Annotated in this window: 25 protein-coding genes, 1 tRNA gene and 1 riboswitch; of the genes, 7 read left to right on the top strand and 19 right to left on the bottom strand. The window is 64.1% G+C overall.

Going from position 1 to position 26,437, the window contains the following annotated elements; all coding sequences use genetic code 11:
* Nucleotides 1-210: 210 nt before the first annotated feature.
* From MUO32_RS21345 to tesB, 3 genes are all read right to left on the bottom strand, one after another.
* Complete coding sequence (locus tag MUO32_RS21345) at nucleotides 211-1,572, bottom strand: ammonium transporter (protein ID WP_257950404.1); 1,362 nt, start codon at nucleotides 1,570-1,572, stop codon at nucleotides 211-213.
* A gap of 30 nt (nucleotides 1,573-1,602) precedes the next feature.
* A complete protein-coding gene (locus MUO32_RS21340; RefSeq protein ID WP_280519100.1) occupies nucleotides 1,603-1,953 on the bottom strand; it encodes a P-II family nitrogen regulator in 351 nt (116 codons plus the stop codon).
* Between the two features lie 210 nt (nucleotides 1,954-2,163).
* Nucleotides 2,164-3,051, bottom strand: a complete 888-nt coding sequence (tesB, locus tag MUO32_RS21335) for an acyl-CoA thioesterase II (RefSeq protein ID WP_257950403.1) — start codon at nucleotides 3,049-3,051, stop codon at nucleotides 2,164-2,166.
* Between the two features lie 125 nt (nucleotides 3,052-3,176).
* Here tesB and MUO32_RS21330 point away from each other — a divergent pair, with 125 nt between their 5' ends.
* Entirely contained in the window at nucleotides 3,177-4,397 is a 1,221-nt protein-coding gene (locus MUO32_RS21330; protein WP_257950586.1) for a ubiquinone biosynthesis hydroxylase, read from the top strand.
* Here the strand turns inward: MUO32_RS21330 and MUO32_RS21325 are convergent.
* The 4 genes from MUO32_RS21325 to MUO32_RS21310 form a co-directional block, all read right to left on the bottom strand.
* A complete protein-coding gene (locus tag MUO32_RS21325; RefSeq protein WP_257950402.1) occupies nucleotides 4,394-4,582 on the bottom strand; it encodes a Trm112 family protein in 189 nt (62 codons plus the stop codon). The genes MUO32_RS21330 and MUO32_RS21325 overlap by 4 nt on opposite strands.
* 9 nt (nucleotides 4,583-4,591) lie before the next feature.
* Entirely contained in the window at nucleotides 4,592-5,272 is a 681-nt protein-coding gene (locus MUO32_RS21320; protein ID WP_257950401.1) for an LON peptidase substrate-binding domain-containing protein, read from the bottom strand.
* A 137-nt stretch (nucleotides 5,273-5,409) separates the two neighbouring features.
* Entirely contained in the window at nucleotides 5,410-6,372 is a 963-nt protein-coding gene (trxA, locus tag MUO32_RS21315) for a thioredoxin (protein ID WP_257950400.1), read from the bottom strand.
* Between the two features lie 56 nt (nucleotides 6,373-6,428).
* Complete coding sequence (locus tag MUO32_RS21310; protein WP_257950399.1) at nucleotides 6,429-6,938, bottom strand: prolyl-tRNA synthetase associated domain-containing protein; 510 nt, start codon at nucleotides 6,936-6,938, stop codon at nucleotides 6,429-6,431.
* Nucleotides 6,939-7,156: 218 nt separating this feature from the next.
* On the opposite strand from MUO32_RS21310, the gene MUO32_RS21305 reads away from it, so the two are divergent.
* Nucleotides 7,157-7,231 (top strand) — tRNA-Gly (locus tag MUO32_RS21305).
* A 67-nt stretch (nucleotides 7,232-7,298) separates the two neighbouring features.
* On the opposite strand, the gene MUO32_RS21300 is transcribed toward MUO32_RS21305, so the two are convergent.
* Nucleotides 7,299-8,381: an AraC family transcriptional regulator gene (locus tag MUO32_RS21300; protein ID WP_308311323.1), complete on the bottom strand. Its 1,083-nt coding sequence runs from the start codon at nucleotides 8,379-8,381 to the stop codon at nucleotides 7,299-7,301.
* Nucleotides 8,382-8,450: 69 nt separating this feature from the next.
* Here MUO32_RS21300 and MUO32_RS21295 point away from each other — a divergent pair, with 69 nt between their 5' ends.
* The gene (locus MUO32_RS21295; protein ID WP_257950398.1) at nucleotides 8,451-9,518 is read left to right on the top strand and encodes an alpha/beta fold hydrolase; all 1,068 of its coding nucleotides are present in this window, start codon (nucleotides 8,451-8,453) and stop codon (nucleotides 9,516-9,518) included.
* A gap of 66 nt (nucleotides 9,519-9,584) precedes the next feature.
* On the opposite strand, the gene MUO32_RS21290 is transcribed toward MUO32_RS21295, so the two are convergent.
* The 8 genes from MUO32_RS21290 to MUO32_RS21255 all read right to left on the bottom strand — a co-directional run bounded on the left by MUO32_RS21290 (nucleotide 9,585) and on the right by MUO32_RS21255 (nucleotide 18,563).
* Nucleotides 9,585-11,489, bottom strand: coding sequence for a methyl-accepting chemotaxis protein (locus MUO32_RS21290; RefSeq protein WP_257950397.1), 1,905 nt, complete (start codon nucleotides 11,487-11,489; stop codon nucleotides 9,585-9,587).
* Nucleotides 11,490-11,641: 152 nt separating this feature from the next.
* Entirely contained in the window at nucleotides 11,642-12,658 is a 1,017-nt protein-coding gene (locus MUO32_RS21285) for an aldose epimerase family protein (RefSeq protein WP_257950396.1), read from the bottom strand.
* 94 nt (nucleotides 12,659-12,752) lie between these two features.
* Complete coding sequence (locus MUO32_RS21280; RefSeq protein ID WP_257950395.1) at nucleotides 12,753-13,205, bottom strand: GNAT family N-acetyltransferase; 453 nt, start codon at nucleotides 13,203-13,205, stop codon at nucleotides 12,753-12,755.
* A 2-nt stretch (nucleotides 13,206-13,207) separates the two neighbouring features.
* Complete coding sequence (gene metA / locus MUO32_RS21275; RefSeq protein ID WP_257950394.1) at nucleotides 13,208-14,131, bottom strand: homoserine O-succinyltransferase; 924 nt, start codon at nucleotides 14,129-14,131, stop codon at nucleotides 13,208-13,210.
* Nucleotides 14,132-14,190: 59 nt separating this feature from the next.
* Nucleotides 14,191-14,268, bottom strand: a riboswitch (SAM riboswitch).
* Nucleotides 14,269-14,367: 99 nt separating this feature from the next.
* Nucleotides 14,368-14,628, bottom strand: a complete 261-nt coding sequence (locus MUO32_RS21270; protein ID WP_257950393.1) for a hypothetical protein — start codon at nucleotides 14,626-14,628, stop codon at nucleotides 14,368-14,370.
* 119 nt (nucleotides 14,629-14,747) lie between these two features.
* Nucleotides 14,748-16,577 carry an ABC-F family ATP-binding cassette domain-containing protein gene (locus MUO32_RS21265; RefSeq protein ID WP_257950392.1) on the bottom strand — a complete coding sequence of 610 codons (1,830 nt, stop codon included), beginning with the start codon at nucleotides 16,575-16,577 and terminating at the stop codon, nucleotides 14,748-14,750.
* 3 nt (nucleotides 16,578-16,580) lie between these two features.
* Complete coding sequence (locus tag MUO32_RS21260) at nucleotides 16,581-17,246, bottom strand: thiamine diphosphokinase (RefSeq protein WP_257950391.1); 666 nt, start codon at nucleotides 17,244-17,246, stop codon at nucleotides 16,581-16,583.
* Between the two features lie 63 nt (nucleotides 17,247-17,309).
* Entirely contained in the window at nucleotides 17,310-18,563 is a 1,254-nt protein-coding gene (locus MUO32_RS21255; RefSeq protein WP_257950390.1) for an FAD-binding oxidoreductase, read from the bottom strand.
* Nucleotides 18,564-18,719: 156 nt separating this feature from the next.
* On the opposite strand from MUO32_RS21255, the gene MUO32_RS21250 reads away from it, so the two are divergent.
* Nucleotides 18,720-19,436, top strand: a complete 717-nt coding sequence (locus tag MUO32_RS21250; RefSeq protein ID WP_257950389.1) for an MOSC domain-containing protein — start codon at nucleotides 18,720-18,722, stop codon at nucleotides 19,434-19,436.
* Here the strand turns inward: MUO32_RS21250 and MUO32_RS21245 are convergent.
* On the bottom strand, nucleotides 19,430-20,101 hold the full coding sequence (locus MUO32_RS21245; protein WP_257950584.1) for a GntR family transcriptional regulator: 672 nt from the start codon (nucleotides 20,099-20,101) through the stop codon (nucleotides 19,430-19,432). The two genes, MUO32_RS21250 and MUO32_RS21245, sit on opposite strands and share 7 nt — an antisense overlap.
* A gap of 161 nt (nucleotides 20,102-20,262) precedes the next feature.
* Between MUO32_RS21245 and MUO32_RS21240 the strand changes: the two genes are divergently transcribed.
* Nucleotides 20,263-21,612, top strand: a complete 1,350-nt coding sequence (locus tag MUO32_RS21240; protein ID WP_257950388.1) for a glutamine synthetase family protein — start codon at nucleotides 20,263-20,265, stop codon at nucleotides 21,610-21,612.
* Nucleotides 21,612-22,916: an FAD-binding oxidoreductase gene (locus MUO32_RS21235; RefSeq protein ID WP_257950387.1), complete on the top strand. Its 1,305-nt coding sequence runs from the start codon at nucleotides 21,612-21,614 to the stop codon at nucleotides 22,914-22,916. Before MUO32_RS21240 ends, MUO32_RS21235 begins: the two co-directional genes overlap by 1 nt.
* Nucleotides 22,917-22,969: 53 nt before the next feature.
* Here MUO32_RS21235 and purU read toward each other — a convergent pair whose 3' ends face one another.
* A complete protein-coding gene (gene purU / locus MUO32_RS21230; protein WP_257950386.1) occupies nucleotides 22,970-23,854 on the bottom strand; it encodes a formyltetrahydrofolate deformylase in 885 nt (294 codons plus the stop codon).
* Between the two features lie 369 nt (nucleotides 23,855-24,223).
* Here purU and MUO32_RS21225 point away from each other — a divergent pair, with 369 nt between their 5' ends.
* On the top strand, nucleotides 24,224-25,408 hold the full coding sequence (locus MUO32_RS21225; protein WP_257950385.1) for a hypothetical protein: 1,185 nt from the start codon (nucleotides 24,224-24,226) through the stop codon (nucleotides 25,406-25,408).
* A gap of 12 nt (nucleotides 25,409-25,420) precedes the next feature.
* On the opposite strand, the gene MUO32_RS21220 is transcribed toward MUO32_RS21225, so the two are convergent.
* Nucleotides 25,421-26,434: a succinylglutamate desuccinylase/aspartoacylase family protein gene (locus MUO32_RS21220; protein ID WP_257950384.1), complete on the bottom strand. Its 1,014-nt coding sequence runs from the start codon at nucleotides 26,432-26,434 to the stop codon at nucleotides 25,421-25,423.
* Nucleotides 26,435-26,437 lie beyond the last annotated feature (3 nt).

Raw genomic sequence — 26,437 nt, 5'->3', positions numbered from 1 at the left:
ATACGCACGGTCTCCGCGCGATTCGCGGATGTGCCTGACTGCAAACCCTACGAAGGAAGCCTTAATGGCACATTAACCATGCCGTCCCCGGTCATGGTTTCTTGCACGTAAACGAAAAAGGCCCGGACCGAAGTCCGGGCCAAAGGCGGCATGGTTTTCCCATGGCCGCGACGGGCTCGTGGCGGCGGCCCGAAAGCCGCCGCGGTCCTTTTACGAATGATAGGCCGCTTCGCCGTGCGACGACAGGTCGAGACCTTCGCGTTCCGCTTCGACGGACACACGCAGACCGACGATCATGTCGACGACCTTGTAGAGGATCGCCGAGACCACGGCGCACCATACGATCGTGATGGCGACGGCGATGATCTGGGTGGTGGTCTGCGATGCGATCGAGAAGTCGGCCGCACCGGTGCCACCGAGCGACGGAGCCGTCAGGATGCCGGTTCCGACAGCGCCGATGATGCCGCCGATACCGTGGACGCCGAAGACGTCGGCGGTGTCGTCGTAGCCGAACTTGTTCTTCACCGTCGAGACGAAGAAGTAGCAGACCGGCGAAGCGATGAGGCCGAGAACGATGGCGCCCATCGGACCGACGGAGCCGGCAGCCGGAGTGACGGCGACGAGGCCGGCGATCATGCCCGAGGCAGCGCCGAGCATGGAGGCCTTGCCGCGGGTGAAGGTTTCAACGAGCGACCAGGCGACGATCGCGCCGGCCGTGGCGAGGAAGGTGTTGATGGTCGCGAGGACCGCACCGCCCGAGGCCTCCAGGTTGGAGCCGGCGTTGAAGCCGAACCAGCCGAACCACAGCATGGCGGCACCGACGAGGGTCAGCGTCATGGAGTGGGGCGCCATCATGTCCTTGCCGAAGCCGGTCCGCTTGCCGACCATGATCGCGCCGATGAGACCCGCAACACCGGCATTGATGTGCACGACGGTGCCGCCGGCAAAGTCGAGCGCGCCCATGGTGAAGATCAGGCCGTTGGCGTCCCAGACCATGTGCGCGATCGGGAAATACACGAACGTCGCCCAGAGCACCGTGAAGAGCACGGCTGCCGAGAACTTGATGCGCTCGGCAAAGGCGCCGATGATCAGGGCCGGCGTGATGGCCGCGAAGGTCATCTGGAAGGCGATGAAGGCATATTCGTAGATCACGACGCCATCGCTGAACGTGGCGGACGTGCTGTCAAGCGTCACGCCGGACAGGAAAAGCTTGGCGAAGCCGCCGAAATAGGGGTTCGTCGAACCGCCGAAGGCGAAGGAATAACCATAGACGACCCAGACGATCATCATGACGGCACCGATGACCGTGCACTGCATCAGGACCGAGAGCATGTTCTTGGCGCGCACCAGGCCACCGTAGAACAGGCCCAGTCCCGGAACGAGCATGAACAGGACGAGGATCGTGGCGAGGTACATGAAAGCGGTGTCCGCCTTGTCCGGAACCGGCGCTGCGGCGGCAACTTCGGTGGCCGCGGGTGCTGCTTCCTGTGCGAAGGCGACCACGGGGGCAAACACGGCCGTCGTGGCGGCAGCCACGCGGGAAAGGGTATGAAAAAGGTTGAATGACGACATCTTGAATAGGCTCCCTGAAAGGCCGTTTGCTTAGAGCGCTTCGGAATCGGTTTCGCCGGTGCGGATGCGCATGGCGTGGTCGATGGCGTAGACGAAGATCTTGCCGTCACCGATCTGGCCCGTCTTGGCCGCACCCGCGATCGCTTCGACGGCCTTGTCGACGACGTCGCCCGGCACGGCGATCTCGATCTTCAGTTTGGGCAGGAAGCTGACGGCATATTCCGTGCCGCGGTAGATTTCCGTGTGGCCCTTCTGGCGGCCGTAACCCTTCACTTCGGTCACGGTCAGGCCCTGGATGCCAACGGCAGTGAGGGCTTCGCGCACCTCATCGAGTTTGAACGGCTTGATAATGGCCATTACGATTTTCATCTGGATTCCCATCCTTCGTGCTTGTCCCCAGCCGGGGCCATCTCTCCTCGCCGTTTGCAGATGCAACGACTGAGACCTACACATTCAAGGGGCGTGCCAGATTCGAACGCCTTGACTAAGACGCTGAATTTAAATCGATAAAAATGACATTGATGGTGCGGTGCAAAAAATCACCACTCCAGAAGATCAAAAAATAGGCGATAATAGTATTATGATTAAAGTTTAGTCAGTTGCCTTTTTCCGAATCAACCCTTCCTGGGCGACCGAGGCAAGGAGGGTACCGGAACGGCTGAAAATTGCGCCACGCGTCATGCCGCGGCCGCCAAACGCCGAGGGGCTGTCCTGGCTGTAGAGCAGCCAGTCATCGAGAACGGGCGGGCGGTGGAACCACATGGCGTGGTCGAGGCTCGCGACCTGCAACGAGCGATCGAGCACCGAGGTACCATGTGCGAAGAGCGAGGTATCGAGCAGCGTCATGTCGGAGAGATAGGCGAGCACGGCGGCTTGCAGATGGCGCTCGGCCGGCACCGGCCCTGTCGTGCGCACCCAGATATCCTGGCTCGGCTCCAGCTTCTCCGCCGAGAAATAATGGGTCAGCGAGACCGGGCGCAGCTCGATCGGCCGGGGGCGCTCCCAATAGGCGCGGATGTGCGACGGCGCCTGCGTCAGGAATTGCTCCTTGAGATCCGCCTCGCCAAGCAGCTTTTCCGGCGCCGGCACATCGGGCATCGGCGCCTGGTGCTCCAGACCGTCCTCGTCGTCCTGAAAGGAGGCGGTCATGAAATAGATCGGCTTGCCATGCTGGATGGCGGTGACGCGTCGCGTGGCGAAGGACCCGCCGTCACGGATGTTTTCCACGTCATAGATGATCGGCACCGAAGGATCGCCGGGCCGCACGAAATAGGCGTGCAGGGAGTGCGCGAAGCGGTTCTCTTGCTCCACCGTTCGCGTTGCCGCAACCAGCGCCTGACCGATCACCTGCCCGCCGAACACCCGCTGCCAGCCGACCTGCGGGCTCTGGCCGCGGAAGAGACGCGCCTCCAGCCGCTCGAGATCGAGCGTTTCGAGAAGAAGGTCCATGGCGGGGTTCTTGGGGTGATGGCGCGACATTTGGACGTGGCTCCGAAACTAGGCCCGAGGTAGGAAAGCAGTCTCTCCTCCTCTATATAGGGGGAAAGAAGACCTCAAGCGGCGAGGAATAGACCATGACAGACGCGACCAAGCCTGACGCCCCCATGCTCGATGTTCTCGTCGCCGGCGGCGGTTATGTCGGCTTGTCGCTGGCTGTCGCCGTCAAGAAGGCCGCACCGCACCTGGCCGTCGAGGTCGTCGATGGCGCGCCCGGCCACGCCTGGCAGAAGGACGAGCGCGCTTCGGCGATCGTCGCGGCTGCCCGCAACCTGCTCGACGTGCTCGGCGTGTGGAACGAGATCGCCGCCGAGGCCGAGCCGATCCGCCGCATGGTCATCACCGATTCGCGCACTGCCGATCCCGTTCGCCCCGTCTTCCTGACCTTTGAAGGCGCCGGTTCCGGCGACGACGGCCAACCCTTCGCCCATATGGTGCCCAACCGCGCCATGACCGGCAGCCTGCTCCGTCAGGCCGAACTGCTCGGCATTCCTATTCACTGGTCCACCTCCGCCGACGGTTTTGCGACCGGCCAGCACGCGACCACGGTGACCCTTTCCGATGGTTCCGTGCGCCAAACCCGCCTGCTCGTCGCCTGCGACGGCGTACGCTCGAAACTGCGCGACATGGCCGGCATCAAGACCGTGCGCTTCGACTACGGCCAGTCCGGCATCGTCACGACCGTCGAGCACGAGCGCCCGCATGACGGCACGGCCGAAGAACACTTCCTGCCCGCCGGCCCCTTCGCCACGCTGCCGCTGACCGGAAACCGCTCGTCGCTCGTCTGGACCGAGCGCACGGAGGACGCCCGCCGCCTCGTCGAGAGCGACGACCTCGTCTTCGAGGAGGAACTGGAGCGCCGCTTCGGCCACAAGCTGGGCGCACTGAAGGCCATCGGCGGTCGCCGCGCCTTCCCGCTCGGCCTGACGCTTGCCCGCGCCTTCATCGCTCCCCGCTTTGCGCTTGCGGGAGACGCGGCGCACGGCATCCACCCGATTTCCGGCCAGGGCCTCAATCTCGGCTTCAAGGATGTGGCGGCCCTTGCCGAAACCATCGTCGAGGCCGACCGCCTCGGCCTCGATATCGGCGCCGTCTCGGTCCTGGAGCGCTACGAGAGCTGGCGCCGCTTCGACACGGTGCGCATGGGCATCACGACGGATGTGCTGAACCGCCTGTTCTCCAACGACGTAACGCCGATCCGCGTCTTGCGCGATATCGGCCTCGGCGTCGTCGATCGCCTGCCGGGCCTCAAATCCTTCTTCATCCGGCAGGCCGAAGGCACCACCGGCGGCGGGCACCCGCGCATGCTGGTGGGGCAGCGGATCTAGTCCTTGATCTCGCGTGCTTCCGAGATCAGCATGATCGGAATGCCGTCGCGGATCGGATAGGCAAGCCTGGCCTTTTCGGAAATCAGCTCGCCGGCCTTGGCGTCATAGGTCAGCCGGCCCTTGGTTAGCGGACAGACGAGCAGTTCGAGCAGTTTCGGGGCGACCCGGCTGGTGCTTTCGTCCATCGGCTTCTCCTACTGCAGCCGCGTATCGACGTCGCCATAGGCACGGGCAAGCACGATCTCGGTAATGGCGATCAGCGTTTCGGCACGCGTCTTCAGGTCGGGCGCTTCCAAAAGCGCCTGCTTTTCCGCTGGGCCGTAGGGCGACATCATCGCCATCGAATTGACCAGCGTCGTGTTGCTGGCGCGCTCCACGCTCTCCCAGTCCGCCTCCAGCTTGTTGGCGTCGAGATAGGCCTTGAAGGCGGCGAGCAGCGCATCCCGATCGACACTCGTCTCGTCGTCCTGCACCGTCAGGTCGCCGATGAAGGGGGCGATGCGGAAGCTGCGGTAGGATTTCGCGCTGGAGGCTTCCTCCAGAAGGCGATAGCGGCACACACCGGTGAGCGAAACGACATAACGCCCGTCACCGGTCTCCGCAAACGAGGTTATACGGCCGATGCAGCCGACCTTGCACAGGGCCGCGCTGTCGTGGCCGATCTCGTCTGCGCGGTGCTCGCCGAAAACCGGCTGCACCATGCCGATCAGCCGATGCGAGGCGAGCGCATCGTCGAACATGGAAAGATAGCGCGGCTCGAAGATATTGAGCGGCAGCTGACCGCCGGGCAGGAGAAGCGCACCCGTCAGCGGAAAGACGGGGATGGTCTCCGGCAGGTCCGTCGGCTTCAGATAGCGCGCATTTCCCACATGCATGGCATTGCCTTCCCATTCCGCGGCGCGGTGCTGCGTCTGGATGCCCCGTCCCGGCCCCTTGCCGACGCGCCTTTTGCGAATGTGGTGTAGGCGCGCCGTTTCTCAAGGGATGCCGTCGCACCCGCGGGCAAAAAACCTCAGGAAAACAGGATCGACGACAACCTGCGACGGGCAGAAATCGTCGCCGGGTCCTTCGGTCCCCAGACGTCGAAGAACTGCAGCAATTCACGGCGCGCACCGTCATCGTCGAAGGTGCGGTCACGCTTCATGATGAAGAGCAGATGCTCGGCCGCCGCCTGCCGATCGCCCTCGACATTGCGGATTTTCGCAAGATTGAGCCGCGCCGCGTGGTCGTCCGGGTTGAGCGCCAGGGCCTGTTCGAGCGCCGCGGGGTCGCCGAGCTTGCGCGCCTCCTCGATCTGGTCGAGTTTTTTGAGGACGGCGGCAATAGCGGGGTCGGCAGCGACCTCTTCCGGCAGGCCCGTCAGCGCCTGGCGGGCATTTTCCGGCTGACCGACGGCGATCATGCATTCGGCAATACCCGCAAGCGCCGACGCGTTTTCGGGATCGGCCTGCAGCAGCGCGCCGTAGAGATTGGCCGCACCGTCGATGTCGCCCGCGTCGAACAGGGTTTTCGCTTCCGTGAGCAGCGCTTCGATCTCGGCCTTCTCGTCGGCGCCCGCCGGGCCGGCGATCTTGTCGATGAACTCCCGGATCTGGCTTTCCGGCACCGCGCCCATGAAGCCATCGACCGGCCGGCCGCCGACGAAGGCGATCACGGCGGGAATAGACTGGATGCCGAGCTGGCCGGGAATGGACGGGTGGTCGTCGATATTGAGCTTGACGAGCTTTACGCGGCCGGCACCCTCGCGCACGACCTTCTCGATGATCGGCTGGAGCTGCTTGCAGGGGCCGCACCAGGGCGCCCAGAAGTCGACGAGAACGGGCTGCTGGCGCGAAGCCTCCAGCACGTCGCGGGTAAAGTTCGCCGTCGACGTGTCCTTGATCAGCTCATCCGCCGGTGCCGCGCCGCCATAGCTCGCCGAAACGTTCATCTGCCCGCCATAGGACGATGCATAGGGGTTTTCGCCTGCACTCATGGTCTCTCCTGTGGCGCCGGGCGCCCAAATCACGTGTCTGCGCTGAAAATCGTATGTCAGGCCGTAACTTTCAAGACAAGCGGTTCATGTCCCGTCGCCTCGATGAAGCGCAGGAGGTCCTTCGAGCCGATCGAGGTCGTCGCGTCGTTGCGCAACGGATGGCAGTTGATCGTATCGAAGACCATCAGGTCGGCATCGACGATCATCTTCACCTTGCCTTCGGCATCGTTGAGGACCCCGAAAGCCGTGACGGCACCGGGAATGACGCCGAGATATTCCATCAGCTTCTCCGGCTTGCCGAAGGACACGCGGCTTGCAGCACCGATGACGGTATGGATCGTCTTCAGGTCGACGGTCGCGTGCTCCTCGACGGTCATCAGGAAATAATTGTCCTTCTTGTCCTTCACGAACAAGTTCTTCGTATGGCCGCCGGGAATCTCGTCGCGCAACGCTACCGATTCGGCGACCGTGAAGACCGGCGCATGCTCCTTGGTCGCATGGACGATGCCGAGCCCGTCGAGAAACTGGAAAAGGTCCTTGTCGGTCTTCGGCTGCGTATCGCTCATGTGATCATTCCCGGCGTGATTTGCTCCTGCCCGCTGATAGGGCTTCGATGCCCCGAGCGCAACCGCCTGAAAATCCGGCCCTTTGAAAGCCTTCGCAATTTTTTCTCCAAAATCCGGCATTTCCCTGTTGCCTTTTAAAAGGCCTTGGGCCATATACCGCCCGTCGCCGCAACGCAGCGACCTTCGGCCAAGCGATCTACCCCAGGCCGTCGAAATGAGCGGGTGTAGCTCAGGGGTAGAGCACAACCTTGCCAAGGTTGGGGTCGGGCGTTCGAATCGCCTCACCCGCTCCATTCTCTCAAAAGTTTCAAAGCCTTGGTTCACCGGGGCTTTTGTGCGTTTTGGCCTTTGTATCGGCGATTACTCCCTCGGTGGCGATCGGTTTTCCGCGCGCCAGGTCGCCGGGCTTTGGGCGGTGACGCGGCGGAATTCGCGGTTGAAGTTCGATTTGGTCTGAAAACCTGATTCGAGCATGGCCGACGTCACGGGCATGTCGGTCTCGCGCAGCAGCCGGCAGGCCTCCGTGATGCGAAAATCATTGATGTATTGCGAGACGTTCTTGCCGGCGAGGCGATTGATCGCGCCGGAAATCTGCCGCGCCGGCACGCCTGCTCGCCGGGCGAGACGCCCGAGCGTCAGCGTGTCGTCGCGAAACAGCTTCTGATCCGCAAGCAGCCGATCGATGCGCGCCAGCACGTCACGATCCCGCTCGGCCGTCGCGAAGTCCTCTTCCGTTTCCTCCGAGGGCAACGACGGTACGCGGGCGCGCGCTGCGACCGTCGCGGTGAGGCCGACGAGGAGAATACCGAGCAGGTTGGCGTTGCTGACGATCATCGGCACGTTCTTGCCCTGGCTCCACTCGAACGCCAGAAGCACGACGATGTCGAACGACGCCGAAACGCAAAGCGCGCCCGCGGCGATCAGGAGGGCCTTGTGTGCCCCGGCGGCGCCATCGAGCCGTGCCTCGTCCAGCCCGTCGGGACCGGCATAAGCGAGCCTCAACAGGATCATGGCATAGCCGACGAAGATGACGACGAGCGCACCGTCGATCAACCCGGGTGCCAGCAACACCAGGGCCAGAATGACCAGCGGCGGCGTGGCGTTCAGCCCGGGAACTTGGGCCCGATCGCGATGAATAAGGCTTTGAAAACTCGCCAGAACCAGCGGCGGCAGACCGCCGGCCAGCACGGGCAGGACGAACCTCATGGCCTCCACGTCATATCCCCAGCGCAGGCCGGCGGCGAGCGACTGCGCGATGCAGAGCCCGATCAGGGCGAGAAACGGCCGGTTGCCGCCCTCCTGCTGGCGCAGCAGCGCGACGAAGCGCGGAAGGAGGAACAGGGCGATGACGAAGGGTAAGGGAATGAAGAGCACGGCAGGCACGGAACGATTGATGTTGGGGACATCATGATCCGGATCGCGATCGAGGGCGACCTCAAACACGATCCAGGACGCGACGGGAGGCCGTTGCGGCGAGGGTTTCCCCGCCAAAGACAAGCAAACGAGGTCTCCATGCCCATCCTTCCTCTTTTTTCCGCCCTTCTCCTTGCCAGCGCAGCCATCCCATCGGCCCATGCCACCGAGGTCGGCGTTCGCACGATCGCTGTTTTCGCGCCGGAGCGCGGGCACGATATCGCGGTCACCGTCTGGTATCCGGCGACGGGCGGCGGCACGCCGGGCCTTGTCGGCGACAACAGGCTGTTCGAGGGCGCGCCGGCGCTCAGGGATGCGCCCATCGCCGAAGGAGATTTTCCGCTGGTGCTCTTCTCGCATGGTTCGGGCGGACGCATCGAGGGCATGAGCTGGTTGGCGACAGCGCTGGCCGAAGCCGGTTTCGTCGTTGCCGGGCCAAACCATCCCGGCACGACGAGCGGCGATTCGACACCGGCGGCAACGCCGAAGATCTGGGAGCGGACCGCCGATCTCTCCGCCCTGATCGACCGGTTTTCGACGGATGCCGGCTGGAGTTCCGCGATCGACACGACGCGCATCGGCGTCGTCGGCTTTTCCCTCGGCGGGGCTGCGGCGATGGAAATCGGCGGCGCGCGGGCCGATCTCGAAACCTATGCCCGCTACTGCGATGACTATGGCAAGTGGGACTGCGCCTGGTTTGCCGGCCGTCGGGGTTATGTCGACGATATGCCGGTCGCGGTGGAAAAGGTCGACCTGCGCAAACTCGACAAGGCCCGCTTCGAACAGTCGAACCGCGATCCGCGGGTGCGCTCGGTGGTCGCGGTGGATCCCGGGCTGGCCCAGGCCTATGTCGCGGAAAGCCTGAAGGCGATCGACATCCCGATCAGCCTCATCAATCTCGGCAATCCGGATACGATCCCCGAGGCAGTGATTTCGGACACGCTTGCCGCACACATCCCCCAGGCGCGTTATGCGACGGTGGCGGACGCCGTGCATTTCAGCTTCCTGCCGGAGTGTAAGGAGGGCAGCGCCGCGTTGCTGAAATCGGTGGGCGAAGTCGATCCGATCTGCGACGACCCGGGCAGCCGCACTCGCGGCGACATCCACGCCGAGCTGAAGCGGCTGATCGTCGACGCGCTCCAGCGCAGTCTCAAGGCATCGTTCTGATCCAAAGGGAAGAAGGGCCGGCGACCGGTTCCGGCCGCCGGCCCTTCAACATGTCCTGCAGGAGCCTCAGGCAGCCCGGCGCTGCGGCACAAACTGCCCGCGTCCCTCGGCGATGTGGAACTGCGAGAGTGCGACCTGAAGCTGGGCCGCTTCGCTGGCGAGAACCTGGCTGGCGGCGGTGGTTTCCTCCACCATCGCGGCGTTCTGCTGGGTCATCTGGTCCATCTGGTTGACCGCCGTGTTGATTTCACCAAGCGCCGCCGACTGTTCCTGGGCCGCACGGGTGATCGCGACGACGTGGTCGTTGACGCGGTTGACGAGATCCTTGATGTCCGAGAGCACATCGCCGGTCGAGAGAACCAGCGAGACGCCGCCCTTCACTTCGCCGGCCGAGGCATTGATCAGTGTCTTGATCTCCTTGGCAGCATTGGCCGAGCGCTGGGCGAGCTCGCGCACTTCCTGGGCGACAACGGCAAAGCCGCGGCCGGCTTCGCCGGCGCGGGCCGCTTCCACACCGGCATTGAGCGCCAGAAGGTTCGTCTGGAAGGCGATTTCGTCGATGACGGAGATGATCTGGCCGATCTTCTGCGAAGACTGCTCGATGCGGCCCATGGCCTCGATGGCGCTGTTGACGATGTCGCCGGATCTTTCCGCGCTTTCCTTGGTCTCGCGCACGATTTCAGAGGCTTCGATAGCGCGCGTGGTGGAGGTCTTGACCGTGGTGGTGATTTCCTCGAGCGCGGCGGCCGTTTCCTCGAGCGAGGCGGCCTGCTGCTCCGTGCGGTGAGCGAGCTGGTCGGCGGCGGTCGAGAGTTCGCGGGAATTGCCTGTGATCGTGCCGGCGGTGGCGAGGATGCCGCCCATCGTGCTGCGCAGCGTCTGCATGGCGCCGTTGACGTTGGCTTGCAGCTCTGCGAAATCGCCCTGGAAATGGCCGGTCATTTCCTGCGTCAGGTCCGCATGGGAAAGCGAGGCGATGACGCGGCGCACTTCGCTGACACCGCGGTCGACATTCTGCACCAGTTCGTTGACGCCCGTGGCGAAGCGGCGCAGATCCTCGTCCTCATAGGCCTTGGTGATACGGCGCGAAAAGTCGCCGGCCGCGGCGGCCGCGACGATCGCGCTGATGTTCGACTGAAGATCCTTGCTCTGCGCCTGCAGGACCGCTTCCTGCGCCTCCATCTCGCGCATCTGCATCTCATTGGCGCGGAAGACGTCGAGCGTGCGGGCCATGGCGCCGATCTCGTCCTTGCGCTCGGTGCAGGGGATCGTGTCGTCGAGCTTGCCGCCGGCAAGGTTCGACATCACGCCGGTCAGAAGCTGGATCGGGCGCACGATGCCCTTGCGGGCCAACAGCATGCTGAACAGCATGCCGGCGACGATGCAGACGAACGCGGTGGCAAGCAGCAGGACCTGCGTCGTCGTCGAGCGGGAGATCGCGGTAGCGCGCGATTGCGAGAGCGTTTCGGCCGAATAGGTCGTGTATCCCTTGAGAGCGGCGGTGACGGCCTTCTGGCCCTCCAGCGCCTTGTCGAGCGCGGCCAGAATGGCGGCGCGATCGTCGCCCTTCTGCGCGGCGACGGCGACCATCGCGCGGATGTCGTCGAAATAGGGTGTCAAGGCGGCGCGCACGCCGTCGAGCAGCTTCTGCTCGTTGGCATCGGCCGTCGAGGCGATCCTTGGCAGACGGTCGAGCATTTCCCCCGAGCGCTTGTCCGTCTCGGCGGCAAAATCGGCGGCCTTTTCCGGCGCCAGCGCCAGCTGATAGGTCATGCGGCTGATGGCGATGACGTCGATACGCAGATCCATGGCTTCACGGGCCACCTCTTCGCGCGCGCCGGTGTCCTGCAGTGCGCCGCCGAGCGAGGTAAGGCCACGGCTGCCGACGGTGGCGATGGTGCCGGCGGCAATGCCCATCAGCAGCACGAGCAGGCCGACCTTGCGGGAAATGGAAAGATCCGAGATTTTCATGGACAGAAGTCCCCTGGGGCGACGGCGCTGTCCTGGCGCGTTCATCCCGCACAACCCGGCATCATTCCGGGTCCATGGGGGCGTTGTGCGGCACAAAAGTTTCGATTCTCTTGCGTTTCGTCAACTGCCTTTGGGGGATGCGAAACCGCCCGTCAGGCCTTGCGGAAGACGTAGTCCGTCTCCTGCCGCAACGTTTCACCGGGACGCAGGACCGCCTTGGGGAACCCGGCGTGGTTGACGGCATCCGGCCAGATCTGCGTTTCCAGGCAGAAGCCGGCAAAAGCACCGTAGCGCCGGCCTTCAAGACCCGGAACGGCAGGACCCACCTTCGAGCCGGTATAGAACTGCACACCCGGCTCGGTGGTCAGCACGTCAAGCGAGACACCCGAGAGGGGGCTGCGGACTTCCGCGACATGGCGCTTCGCCACCCGCTCCGGCGACAGGCAGAAATTGTGGTCGAAAGCGACGCCGCCCTTTTCCGTCTGGCGGGCGAGAGGGGTCCACGCCCTCAGATCGAACGGCGTGCCGGTGACGGGGCGAACCTCGCCGGTCGGGATAAGGTTCTCGTCGACGGGCAGGTAATGCTCGGCAGCAAGGCGAGCCTGGTGGCCGAGCGCGTCCGCACCGCCATCGAGGATGAAATAGCTGTGCTGGCAAAGATTGACCGGCGTCGGCGCGTCCGTGGCCGCCTCATAGCTGACGGAGAGGGTGCCGTCGCCCGGCAGCCGGTAGGTGCAGGCGATCGCGCAATTGCCGGGATAGCCGGCGCGGCCGTCGGGATCGGTGAGCGTGAGGGTGACGAAATCAGCGCCCCGTGCCGTGATCCGCCAGTTCTGCCGGCCGGTGCCGTCGCTGCCGCCATGCAGATGCGTGATGCCGCGCTCGTTGCATTCCAGCTGGTATTCTGTGCCATCGATCGCAAAACGGCCGCCGCCGATGCGGTTGGCGCAGCGGCCGGGCGTCGCGCCGAAGAACGGGGAATGATCGAGATAGGACGGCAGGTCTTCGAAGCCGAGCACGAGCGGCGCATCGTGGCCCTCGAGCCGAAGGTCCTGGATGACGGCGCCCCAGGTCAGGACATGGGCTGTCAGCCCGCCGCCTGATAGCGTGATGCGCTCCACCGCTTCACCTGAAACCAGCCGACCGAAGATATCCTGTTCCTGACCCACGCTTGCGTCTCCTCCGCCGGCCTTTTCACAGCGCGGCAACCTGCTTCAATTTCCTGCCGGTCGCAACAGAAAAGTCATACTTTTTAAAAATCCATCAGAAGTTCTTCTGATAGACGATGAAGGGCGTCTTGTCGGCGATGCGGTCATAGAGCGTGCGCGCGGTGGCGTTGAACTCCTGCGTCATCCAGTAGACCTCGGGCGAACCCGCCTCTTTCGCCTTGGCATAGACACCCTCGATCAGCGCGCGGCCGATGCCGCTGCCGCGGACATCGGGATCGGCAAAGAGATCCTGCAGGTAACAGACATTGCCTGTCGTCCAGCAGGAGCGGTGGAAGAGATAATGCGCCAGGCCGACGGGCTTGCCGTCGAGCGTGGCGAGGAGGCCGCGATACTCGCCCTCGGCCACCGCGCCGGTCAGGCGGGCGAAGGTGCTGGCGAAAATCTCTTCCGGCAGCACCGTCTCGTAGAAGGCGAGATAGGCGGTCCACAGGCGGCGCCATTCGCCTTCATCATCCTTGTGCAGCGGGCGAATGACGACGCGGTTCATGTTCAGGCTCCCGTTCCGATCTTGTCGAGGTCGTATGGTGTGGTCTGGTAGATTTCGTTGATCCAGTTGCCGAAGAGCAGGTGGGCATGGCCGCGCCAGCGGTTCTGCGGCGGCAGCGCCGGGTCGTTGTGCGGGAAATAGTTCTTCGGCAGCTTGATCGGCACGCCGGCCGAGACGTCCCGGAAATATTCGTCGGCGAGCGAGGTCGAATCATATTCGACATGGTTGAAGATGTAGAGCCGGTTGCCGGCCTTTTCCTGCACGAGGCAGACGCCCGTCTCGTCGGAATCCAGTAGGATGTTGAGGTCCTGCACGGCACGGATATCCTCCGGGCGGATTTCGGTCCAGCGCGACACGGGCACTTCGAAATCGTCGGAAAAACCATTGAGATAGACGGACGAAGGCTTGCGGTTATGGTGCCGGTAAACCCCGAAAGCCTTTTCGTCGAGCGTGCGCTTCGGCACGCCATGGAAATGGTAGATCGCCGCCATCGCGCCCCAGCAGACATTCAGCGTGGAATGCACGTTGGTCTCGGTCCAGTCGAGGATCCGCTTCATCTCGTTCCAGTAGGTGACGTCCTCATAGTCGAGCGTCTCCACCGGGGCGCCCGTGATGATGAAGCCGTCGAACTTGCGGTGCTTCACCTCCTCCCACGTATCGTAGAAGGCAAGCAGGTGATCTTCCGAGGTGTTTTTCGCACGGTGACCGCCGACGCGCACCAGCGACAGCTCCACCTGCAAAGGCGACGCGCCGACGAGGCGCGCCATCTGCACCTCCGTCTTGATCTTGTTCGGCATGAGGTTGAGAAGCCCGATCTGCAACGGGCGGATATCCTGCCGGATCGCCATCGTTTCGGTCATCACCCGGACACCCTCGTGAACGAGGGTTTCGAAGGCGGGGAGCGTATCGGGAATCTTGATGGGCATGTCTCAACTCGATCCAAAACAAAACCGGCCGCAACGATGTCGCAACCGGTCCACGTAAGGGTCTTCCTCGCGCGGCCCTTTAGCGACTTGTTTAACGTGGCTGCAAGCCGGCCGGCCAAATCACCACGAGTGCCTTAAATAGCGCCACTCCGCCGACGAATCAATCCATGCGCCTTATGCGGCAAGACCCGGATGCGGTGGGCATCCGGGTCCTGGTTTTCATCGGAGGCTATGGCTCAGTAAGATCCGTAATAGCTGCTGTAGCCATAGTTGTTGTGACCGTAGCCGTAGCTCTTGTAGCCATAGTGGCCGCCGTGATGCTTCTTGTAGCCGTAATGGCCGCCATAGTGCTTCTTGTAGCTGTAGTGCTTCTTGTAGCCATGGTGCTTGTGGCCATGGCCGTAGCTCTTGTAGCCGTAATAGCCGGCCTCCGACGGAGCGGCGAAGGAAACGGCGGCGACGACGGCGACGACGGCGGAAATGATGAACTTGCGCATGGGAGGCTCCTGATCTCTTTCGGGTTGCAGGATGAGCTCCTCTCATCCAATGACCCGACTATCCCATGCCATTGCCGACCGCGCTGTTTCGGATGGAACAAGCCTCGAAAGGCTCGGCGTCAGCCCTCGAGTTCCTCCCGCAGCATCTCCAGTTCCAGCCATTCCTCTTCCATTTTCGTCAGCGAGGCGCGCAGCTTTTCCATCTCCGCGGCGAGTTTGTTGAAGGTGGCGGGCTCCTTGGTGAAGAGGTTCGGATCGGCCATCCTGGCCTCGCGGGCCGCGATCTCCTTTTCCGCCTTCTCCATCTCCTTCGGAAGGTTTTCGAGGGCGAATTTCTGCTTGTAGGAAAGCTTGCCCTTGGCCTTGCCGTCCGTCGGCGCTGCGGCGGGCGATGCCTCGGCTACCCGTGCCTTCTCGGCCTTTTCGGCCCTGCGCTTTTCTTCGATGGCGCCGCGGCGCTGCGCCATCATATCCGTGTAGCCGCCGGCATATTCGATCCAGCGTCCGTCCGGGTTTTCCGGATCGGCGGGCGCGATGGTGGACGTGACGGTACGGTCGAGGAAGTCGCGGTCGTGGCTGACGAGCAGCACCGTGCCGGCAAAACCGGCCACGATTTCCTGCAAGAGATCCAGCGTCTCGATATCGAGATCGTTGGTCGGTTCGTCGAGGATGAGCAGGTTGGTCGGACGCGACAGGATGCGCGCCAGCATCAGCCGGGCGCGCTCGCCGCCCGAAAGGTTGCGGATCGGCGTGCGGGACTGTTCCGGCTGAAAAAGGAATTCCTTCATGTAGCCGGTGACGTGACGCTGCTCGCCATTGACGAGGAGGTTCTCGCCGCGCCCGTCGGTGAGGTAGTGGGCGAGTGTGTCGTCGAGGTTCAGGTCCTCGCGGCGCTGATCGAGCGTGGCGATCTCGAGATTGGTGCCGAGTTTTACCGTGCCGCTGTCGGGTGCGAGCTGGCCGGTTAGCATCTTGAGCAGGGTCGTCTTGCCCGCACCGTTCGGGCCGACGAGACCGATGCAGTCGCCGCGGTGCACGCGGATCGAGAAGGGCGCGACGATGACGCGTTCGCCGTAGTTCTTGGTGATCTTTTCGGCTTCGATCACCAGCTTGCCGGATTCCTGGGCGTCGGAGGCGCTGGCCTGCACGCTGCCCTGCGGACCCTTGTGGCCGCGATAGCGCGAGCGCAGGTCATGCAGCGCGCCGAGGCGGCGCATGTTGCGCTTGCGCCGCGCCGTCACGCCGTAGCGCAGCCAGTGCTCCTCGCGCTCGATCGACTTGCCGAGCTTGTGCTGTTCCAGCTCTTCGGCCTCCAGCACCTCGTCCCGCCACGCTTCGAAATGGCCAAAACCCCGGTTGAGCCGGCGCGACTGGCCGCGGTCGAGCCAGACGGTGGCGTTCGAAACCTTTTCGAGGAAACGACGGTCGTGCGAGATGACGACAAGCGCCGAACGGGTCGATTGCAACTCGCCTTCCAGCCATTCGATGGTCGGCAGGTCGAGATGGTTGGTCGGCTCGTCGAGCAGAAGAATGTCCGGCTCCGGCGCCATGACGCGGGCAAGGGCCGCGCGGCGGGCTTCACCACCCGAAAGCGACTTGGGGTCTTCCGTGCCGTCGAGGCCGAGATGTTCGAGCAGGTAGGTGACGCGATACGGGTCGTCGCTGGGACCGAGGCCGGCTTCCGCGTAGGCCGCGACCGTGTCGTAACCGTCGAAATCCGGCGCCTGGTTCAGGTAGCGGATGGTGGCCGAGGGGTGGCGGAAGACTTCGCCCGACTGTGCTTCGGCGAGGCCGGCGGCGATCTTCATCAGCGTCGACTTGCCCGAGCCGTTGCGGCCGACAAGGCAGATGCGGTCGCCGGGCTCCACCTGGAGGCTCGCACCGGCAAGCAGCGGCGTGCCGCCGAAGCTCAGGAAGATGTCGTCGAGTTTGAGAATGGGCGGTGCCAAGGGTCAGGCTCCTGAAAGGTCATAGGGCCGGGCAATCAGGATCGCGCGGCCGGAGGCAAGCGAAAGACGGATCGGGCCTTCCGCGACATTGGAGATGGTACGCGATGCGCCGAAGGGCAACGAAAAATCGTTGAGCGGATAGCGCACGTTGCCGATGAACAGGCCCTCAAGCGGCGAGAGGCCGAGGATGGAAAACAGGCTGCCCTTCGGCAGGTCGACCTCCTGGCTGCCCGGCAGCACTGGCCAGGCCTCCTCCTCGCCCGAGGTGAGCTTTACCGCCAGGCCTTCCTGCGCCAGCGACACCGCATGGAGAAGGTGCATCAGCGCATGGTCGCTGCGCTCGCCCCCCAGCGCGCCCGCCAGCACGATCTCGCGCGCACCGCGTTCGACGGCGACCGACACGGCGATTGCCCCATCGGTCTCGTTCTTGGCGACGGGATAGGGCTGGCGCTCAACGCCCGGCCAGGCGGCGATAAGCTCCTGCGACGTAGAATCGAAATCCCCGACCCAGATTTCCGGCGTGACGCGCAGCGCCGCCGCATGCCGCATTCCTCCATCGGCGGCCACGAAGCGCGCGCCAAAAATATCGGCCCGCACGCGCGGCGTCACCGCAAGCGCGCCGCCGAGAAGGACGACGAAGGTCTGATCTGCCAGGGCCGGTATGGTCATGGCTGATGCCCTTAGCGCATGTTCCCCGGAAAGGGAAAGAGTTTGGCGACAGGCCTGCGCTTATCAGGCGATGAAGCGCTCCGGCCGATAGGGCCCGATATTGATCACGGTGCGCTCGCCCAGCATCTTTTCCGCCAGCACGCGGCCGGTGATCGGGCCCAGCGTCATGCCGTGATGGGCATGGCCGAAAGCGAACCAGAGGCCGGAATGGCGCGGGGCCTTGCCGATGACGGGCATCATATCCGGCGTGCAGGGACGGCACCCCATCCACGGCTCCTCGTCGCGGCGCTCCGCGAGCGGGAAGAATTCGCGGGCGACCTTTTCCGCGCGGCGCAGCTGCACCGGCGTCTTGCGCGTATCGCGCCTGGCGAATTCGGCGCCGGTGGTGAGGCGAATGCCGCGCTGCATGGGGGCCAGGAAATAGCCGCGCTCGGCATCGAGCACCCAGTTGTTGAGCGTCGCGCCCTCTTCCGCGCCGTAGTGCATGTGGTAGCCACGCTTGACGGCAAGCGGGAAACGGTAGCCGAGCTTGCGCGTCACCGTGTCGGCCCAGGGGCCGAGCGCGACCACGACTTCCTTGCCTTCCAACGGACCCTCCGGCGTTGCGATACGCCAGCCCTCGCCTTCCAGCACATGTTCGATGGTCGCGGCGTCACCCGACTTCAGCTGGCCACCGAGCGACTGGAAATAGGCGAGATAGCGCTTCATCAGGCTCTGCGGATCGAGGATCGACCACGGGTCGGTCCAGCGCAAACCGCCGGTCAGCTCGGCACGGATGGAGGGCTCCACCTGTGTGACCTCGGCCGTCGTCAGCTTCTGGTGGTTGACGCCGAAATTGGCCGAGAGCTTTTCAGCCTCCGCATAGGCGGCATCGCGCGCCTTCTCCGTGCGAAAAACCTTCATCCAGCCATCCTTGCGGATGAGGTCCTCGGCGCCGGAGGCGGCGATGAGGTCGGCATGTTCGGAAATCGAGTTCTCGATGAGGGGCGCATAGAGATGCGCGATGCTCTGGTGCTGGCGGAAGCCGGAATGCCACCAGTAGCGGGCAAGGAAGGGAATGATGCCCGGGATCGCCGAGGGGTGATAATGCGCGTCGATCGTGTTGTTCAGCGCGTAGCGGAACAGCGCGCCGAAATCGTGCGGGAAACCGTAGGGGAAGACGCCCTCGCGCTGGATGAGACCGGCATTGCCGTAGGACGTCTCTTCGGCAGCGCCACGACGATCGACCAGCACCACCGATTTGCCGCGCCGCGCCAGATGGATCGCGGTCGAAATGCCGATCACGCCCGCGCCGAGAACAATGACATCCGTCTTCATGTGCTGCCCCATACTCCACATTCACATGCGCTGATCCATTGCATGGGCCGAACGGGGGATGCAAGCCGCTTGCTTGCGTCAAAGCGCCATCAGGCCGCTCGACAGCCCGCGGACGCAACGCTAGCTTCGCGGCGAATGAACGAGGAAGATAGCGGCATGCAGCATGGCACCATACGCGAGCTCTGGCGCTATCCCGTCAGTTCGCTGACCGGCGAACGGCTCGACCTGATCGATCTCGACGCCACCGGCGTTGCCGGCGACCGGCAATGGGGCCTTTTCGATGCGGGCAGCATGGCGGTTGCCGCCCCCGAGAGCGAACGGCGATGGCGACCCGCGCCAGGCCTTCAGGCCCGCATGGGCGCGGACGGGCCTGAAATCAGCACCGACGGCAGCGCCTGGCATAGGGTGCCCTCGCCCGCCGCCGACGCGGCCGCATCGAACCATCTGGCCTTTCCCGTCCGGTTCCAGCACTTCGGTGAAATCCACGCGATACCGCGCTACGAACGCGACCCCCTGCATATCCTGACCACCGCCTCACTCGCCCGTCTGCAGGCATTGTTGCCGGCGGCGATCGTCGACACGAGGCGCTTCCGGCCCAACATTCTCGTCGAGACCGGCGACGGCGAGGTCGATTTCGTGGAGCAGCGGTTCATCGGCAAACGGCTTCTGATCGGCGCCGCCGTCGTCGAGATCACGGAGCCTTGCACACGCTGCGCCTTCACGGCGCTCGGGCAACCCGGACTGCCTTTCGACAAGGATGTGCTTCACGCCATCGCCAGGCACGGCGACGGGGGATTCGGGGTGCTCGCCAAGGTCGTTGCGACAGGCCGGATCGCGCTCGGCGACACCGTCGCCGTCGAGGAGACCTACTGACCGGCCAGCCGCAGCAGGTTCTCGATGGCGGCGCGTTCGAAGCCGCCGATCCCTTCGGAAATATCGGCCTTGATCGCCGCGGCCACGGCATCCTCGTCGCGCTTGCGAAGTGCGGCGATCGCCTCCTGGTGGCGATCGACGAAATAGAGCTGCGCGACATGTTCCATGGCAATGCCGAGGAAGGGGCCGAGCTGGAGCCAGATGCTCTCCACCATCGGAATAATCGCCTGCTCGGGATTGGCGGAATAGAGCGTGCGATGGAACTCCTGGTTCAGGAGCAGCGCGGTCGCATTGTCCTTGCGGGAAATCGCCTCGTCCTGCGCCCTGTCGACTTCTTCCAGCCGGTCGATACAGCGTTCGGTGATATGCGGCACGGCGCGGCGGGCAGCATGCTGCTCCAGGACGGAGCGCAGCGAAACCAGTTCGCTGAAGCGGTCCGCCGTCATGCGCGGCACCATGATGCGGCGGTTGTCGAGCACGCGCAGCGCGCCCTCGGACGACAGACGGCGCAGCGCCTCGCGCACCGGTGTGGGGCTCGATTCCATCGCTTCGGCAATACCGCGGATGGTCAGCGATTCGCCCGGCCTGATGGAGCCGACCATGATCGCCTGGCGCAGCCGCCGATGCGCATATTCATGCGTCGTCATGCCTTCCGGCCGGTCCATCGGTTCCAGCGCCAAATTGCCCAATCCATCCCTCCTGTGAAAGGCTGCAAGGTGCTACCCTATCCTTCGTGACAGGTTCTAGCAGCTTGACCCACGACAAGAAAGTGTGCATATTTTGAAAATGTGATCACAAAAATAATTATGTGATATGGAAGGGAACCATGGCTCTGAACGAAGATTCCGAATGGCTGATCACCGCCGACGGCGTAGAGAGCATTCAGGCCGTCGTCTGCGACCTGAACGGCATTCTGCGCGGCAAGCGCGTGCCCGTGGGGCAGGCGGAAAAGGTCCTGAAGGGCGGCATCCGCATGCCGCTCTCCATCGTCGGCGTCGACGTCTGGGGTGAGGACATCGTCGGTTCCAGCCACGTCTTCGCGTCAGGCGACATGGACGGCATCTGCGCGGCCACCGGCCGCGGCGCGCTTCCCGTCAGCTGGACGCTGAAGCCGTCGGCCGTCGTGCCGCTGTGGCTGTTCAAGGAGAGCGGCGAACCCTTCCTCGCCGATCCCCGCCAGGCGCTCGCCAACATCGTGCGGCAGTATCACGAGCTCGGCCTTCGCCCCGTCGTCGCCTCCGAGATGGAATTCTACCTGATCGACGCCGAGCCCGACCATGCCCAGCCGCCGATTTCGCCCTATACCGGCAAGCGGCTCGATTCCGATGCCATCCTCTCCATCGACGAGCTGGACGATTTCGGCCAGTTCTTCTCCGACGTCTATGCGGAATGCGAGCGGCAGAACGTACCGGCGGATTCGGCCGTCGCCGAAAACGGCATCGGCCAGTTCGAAATCAACCTCATGCATTCCGACGATCCGTTGAAGGCCGCCGACGACGCGCTGTTCTTCAAGCGCATCGTCAAGGGGATCGCGCGCAAACACGGTTTTGCCGCCACCTTCATGGCAAAACCCTACGGCATGCGCTCGGGCAGTGGCATGCACATGCATTTCAGCCTGATCGACGCGGACGGCAACAACGTCTTCGACGACGGCACGCCCGAGGGATCCGACATCATGAAACATGCCGTCGCGGGGCTTACGCGCGGCATGGCGGAATCGACGCTGCTCTTTGCACCGCACTTCAACTCCTACCGCCGCCTGCGCCCCGATACGCACGCGCCGACCTCCGTCTCCTGGGGTTACGAGAACCGCACGGCCGCCATCCGCATTCCCGGCGGCAGCAACAAGGCGCGGCGCATCGAGCACCGCGTCGCCGGGGCGGATGCCAATCCGTACCTCGTCATGGCCGCCATTCTGGGTGCCGCCCTCGTCGGCATCCGCAACAAGTGGGAACCGCCGGCGCCCGTCTCGGGCCGCGCCTATCTCTCGCAGCTGCCGCGCATCCCCTCGGAATGGGGCTCGGCCGTCACCGCCTTCGAGAACGGCTCGATCGTCTCGGAAATTTTTGACGCGGATCTCCGCTCCATGCTGATCGCCTGCAAGCGGCAGGAAATCGCCGGCTTCGCCGAACAGGTGACCGACTTCGAATTCAGCGCCTATCTGGAAATCGTCTGATGGCCAACACCCAGTCCTATGCCGGCAACGGCGCCTATCCCGACAGCTACTACGCCGCCTCGCGCAACATCGTCCGCACACCCAAAGTGCTCGAAGGCGCCGTCACCGCCGACGTCGCCGTGCTCGGCGCCGGCTATTCCGGCCTGTCCACCGCCATCCATCTTGCCGAAAAGGGCTACAAGGTGGTGATGGTCGAGGGCGCCGGCATCGGCTGGGGCGCGTCCGGCCGCAACGGCGGCCAGATCGTCAACGGTCTCAATGCCAGCCTCGACACGATCAAACGCCGTTACGGCGATCAGGCCGGCGCCTTCGTCGGCGGCCTCGTGCAGGAGGGCGGCAAGATCATCCGCCGCATCGTCTCGCAATACGATATCGATTGCGACATGAAGCAGGGCAACATCTACGCCGCCTACACGCCCGCCCACATGAAGGACCTCGAGCACAAGAAGGCGCTCTGGAAAAGCTACGGCATGGACGACCACCAGATGCTGGACAAGGCCGCCATCCGCAAACTGGTCGACACCGACGCCTATATCGGCGGCATGCTGGACACGACCGGCGGCCATATGCATCCGCTCAACCTCACGCTTGGCGAGGCGAAGGCGCTGGAATCGCTCGGCGGCGTCATCTACGAACAGTCGCCCGTCATCCGCGTCGAGCATGAAGCCGAGAAGCCCGTCATCCATACGGCCAAAGGCCGCGTGACCGCCAATACCGCCGTCATCTGCGGCAACGCCTATCTCGGCCATGTCGTACCGAAGCTCGTCTCGCGCGTCATGCCGGTCTCGACCCAGATGGTCGCTACCGAGCCGCTCGGCGACCGCGCCGACGCGCTGATCCCCTCCGACATGTGCGTGGAGGACGTGCGCTACATCCTCGATTATTTCCGCCTGTCGGCGGACAAGCGCATGATCTTCGGCGGCGGCACCGTCTATGGCGGCACCGACCCGGCCGACGTGCGCGCAAAAATCCGCCCGAACCTCGAAAAGGTCTTCCCCTCGCTGAAGGGCGTGAAGATCGACTATGCCTGGAGCGGCAATTTCGCGCTGTCCTTCTCCCGCGTGCCGCAGATGGGCAAGATCGGCAAGAACACCTATTTCGCCCATGGCTACAGCGGCCACGGCGTCACCGGCTCGCATCTCTTCGGTCGCATCCTCAGCGAAGCGATCCATGGCGATCTCTCCCGCTTCAGCCAGTTCGAGAAACTGCCCTGGATCCCCTTCCCCGGCGGACGCATGTTCCGCGCCCAGTATTCCACCATCGGATCCTGGTGGTACCAGTTCAAGGACGCCTTCGGCCTCTGACGGCAGTTGCTTCCTGAAAGGAAAAGGCCGGCGTTTTCGCCGGCCTTTTTGTTTTATCCCATGCGCTCCGAAGCATACGAGCCCGGGCTCGGCGGGAAGACGATGGTCTTGTTGCCGTTCATGAAGGTGCGGTGGTGGATGTGGGCATGCACGGCGCGCGCCAGAACCTGGCTCTCCACGTCCCGGCCGATCGAGACATAGTCCTCCGCCGACTGCGCATGCGTGATGCGCGCAACGTCCTGCTCGATGATCGGACCCTCGTCGAGGTCTTCGGTGACATAGTGCGCCGTCGCCCCGATCAGCTTCACGCCACGCTCGAACGCCTGCTTGTACGGGTTGGCGCCCTTGAACGACGGCAGGAACGAGTGGTGAATGTTGATGATCCGCCCCGACATCTTCTTGCACACCGCATCCGACAGAACCTGCATGTAGCGGGCGAGCACGATCAGTTCGGCGCCGGACTGTTCCACCACCTCCATCAGGCGCGCTTCGGCCTGCGGCTTGTTCTCCTTCGTCACCTTGATGTGGTGGAAGGGGATGTCGTGGTTGACGATGACCTTCTGGTAGTCGAAGTGGTTCGACACGACGCCGACGATGTCGATCGGCAGCGCGCCGATCTTCCAGCGGTAGAGCAGGTCATTCAGGCAATGGCCGAAGCGCGACACCATCAGCAGCACCTTCATGCGCTCGTCGCTGTCGTTGAAGCGGTAGGTCATCGCGAACTTCTTGCCGACCGGCGCGAAGCCGGCCTTGATGTCCTCCTCCGACACACCTTCCTGAGACAGGAAGGTGAGGCGCATGAAGAACAGGCCGGTTTCTAGGTCGTCGAACTGCGACGAATCCGAGATGTAACACCCCTTCTCGGCGAGGTAGCCGGTGATCGCGGCGACGATGCCGCGGGTCGATTGGCAGGATACGGTCAGGACGTGGCTTTTCATCGGTTCGTTCTCGCGTTCGGCCGATGCGGGGGCAAGCACCGGCGATCCCCTTGTCTGCCGCCGAATTTACGGCTCGGCGCATATTTCAGGCCGCCTGCGCCAGCGCAAGCCCCTGGAATGACGCGAAGCTACGCCGCCTCTTGCAAGGAATCCCTCCGGTTCGCGACATCCAATGCATCGAAAATGCCGCCGATGCGCTTCGAAGCCCGCTGGCGGCGGCGAAACGGAATGCGACATGATCCCATGTGATGGGCAGTGCCTTCAGTTTCTCTCAGGAATGCAAGCGGCCGCCCATCCGGCTGAAAATCTGGCTGGACACTATTATGGACACATGTTCTATACACTGGACAGATTCGACGGGAGCCGACCATGCATCTTTCCATGTGGACCTACCCCTGGGACGTTCAGGACCAGGGACTTGAGGCGGTCGCCGCCGACCTTGCCGGCCGCGCCGGCCTCAACACGGTGAGCCTTGCCACCTCCTACCATGCCGGCCGCTTCCTCCAGCCGCGCAGTCCCGGTCAGAAGGCCTATTTCCCCGAGGATGGCACGGTCTATTTCCGCCCGGACGAAAACCTTTGGCGGGACAAGGCGATCCGCCCGCTGATGGCGCAAAACGTCGCCGAGCGCGGCGACATGCTGGACGCGCTGACGCGCGCACGCGCGGCGACCGGCCTCAAGGTTTCCAGCTGGACGGTGTGCCTTCACAACAGCCGGCTTGGTGAATTGCATCCCGATCACGTCACCCGAAACGCCTTCGGCAACGCCAACACTTACAATCTGTGCCCGTCGAGCCCTGCCGCGCGCGATTATGTCGTCACGCTCGTGCGCGACATCACCACGAACTACAAACCTGACATGCTGGAGTTGGAAAGCCCGAACTTCATGGGCTTCGCACACGAACACCATCACGAAAAAGACGGTGTCGGCCTCAATGCCGAGGACGATTTTCTGCTGTCCCTCTGCTTCTGCGACCATTGCGCCGCCCGCGCCAAAAGCGCAGGCGTACCGATCGAGGGCGCGCAGAAAATCGTTTCGCGCTTTATCGCCGAGCTTTGCGAGCGGGCCGTGCCGGAAAAGCAGTTCCCGGGCTTTCCGGATGCCGGCATCGACGCCTTCCGCGCCTATCCGGAGCTGCACGCTTTTCTGGCCTGGCGCTTCGAGCCGGTGACGAGCCTGATCGGCGAGATCACGGCAGCCGCCGATCCTGCGACCCGCATCGTGCTGATCGACCTCAAGGACGGCTGGCTTGGCGGCGTCGATCTCGTGGAGGTCGGGAAGCTCTGCGACGGCGCAATCCTCTGCTGCTACGACATGACACCCGAGGCCGTCGGCGACGCCATCCGCGCCGGCCGGGCCATGCTTGGCAAGGACAAGTTCCTGGGGCTCGGGCTTCGTGTCTTCTATCCCGAGGTCGACGGTCCCGCGATCCTCGCCGCGCGCGCCAAAGCCGCCGTCGACGCGGGCGCCGACGGCGTCAATTTCTACAATTATGGGCTCATTCCGGCGAAACGCCTCGACTGGGTGCGTGAAGCCGTTCGCGCGATCACCTGATCGCGCGAAGGTTCAGCCGTCGATCGGCTCGGCGACCTGGATCAGGCAGTCGCCGGCCTGGCTGTCCGTGTGCAGGCGGTGGGAAATGACGATGCCCGCCTCGGCAAAACACAGTTCCTCCTCCGGTAATTCCAGCCGTTCGAGATCGTGATACCAGCCGGCGAGGTTGCCTGCCTCGACCCGTGCGCCGAGCGGCACCGCCGGCTCGAACCAGCCGCGCCTCTCGGCATAGATGCCCTGGCTGTGCCGCGAAAGCGACAGAAGCTGCAAGGCGGGCGGCTCGGGGAGCGGCTCGCGCGAGAGCTGCGGCGTTTCCACGATGCCGAGCGCCATCAACAACCGGTCGATCGCCGCAGCCGTGAAGGCCATGCTGTCCGGCGTCACCGTACCGCCGCCGCCGAATTCGCCGGAAAGACCGATCGTGCCGGCCCGGCCTGCCGCTCCCATGGAGGTCGGCGCCGCAGGCCCGTTGTCGGCGATGAAGGCATGGGCGGCGCCCATCGCCCGCATCAGCGCCACGGAGCGCTCGAACCGCGCAGCATCCGCCTGCCGCTCGATAAGCGTGCAGGCAAGATGCGCCATGGACGTGCCGCCGGAATGAAGGTCGAGCACCGCATCATGCCGCGGGAAGAGCGTATGTTCGAGGAAATGCGCCATGCGCGCCGTCGGCGTGCCCGCGGGATCGCCCGGAAAAGCCCGGTTGAGATTGCCGCCGTCGAAGGGCGAGCAGCGTTTTGCCGCCATCACCGCCGGCAGGTTGGCCATCGGCAGAATGGTGACGGCGCCGCTGATGTTTTCGACCTCGAGCCGGCGCATCAGCCGGCCGAGCTGAAGCTCGCCCTCATATTCGTCGCCATGGTTGCCCGCCATCAGAAGCAGGCTCGGCCCCGCGCCGTTTTTCAGGCGCAGGATCGGGATGCGGATCTGGTAGTAGGGCGATCGATCGATCGAATAGGGAATGGCAAGGTGCCCGGCCTGCCGGCCCTCGCTTTCGAAATCGATCGGATTGACGACGCCGCTGTGCATGGC

This window comes from Shinella sp. CPCC 101442, from assembly GCF_024704725.1.
In the GTDB taxonomy this organism is placed as follows: domain Bacteria; phylum Pseudomonadota; class Alphaproteobacteria; order Rhizobiales; family Rhizobiaceae; genus Shinella.
This window is presented reverse-complemented; position numbering and strand designations above follow the sequence as displayed.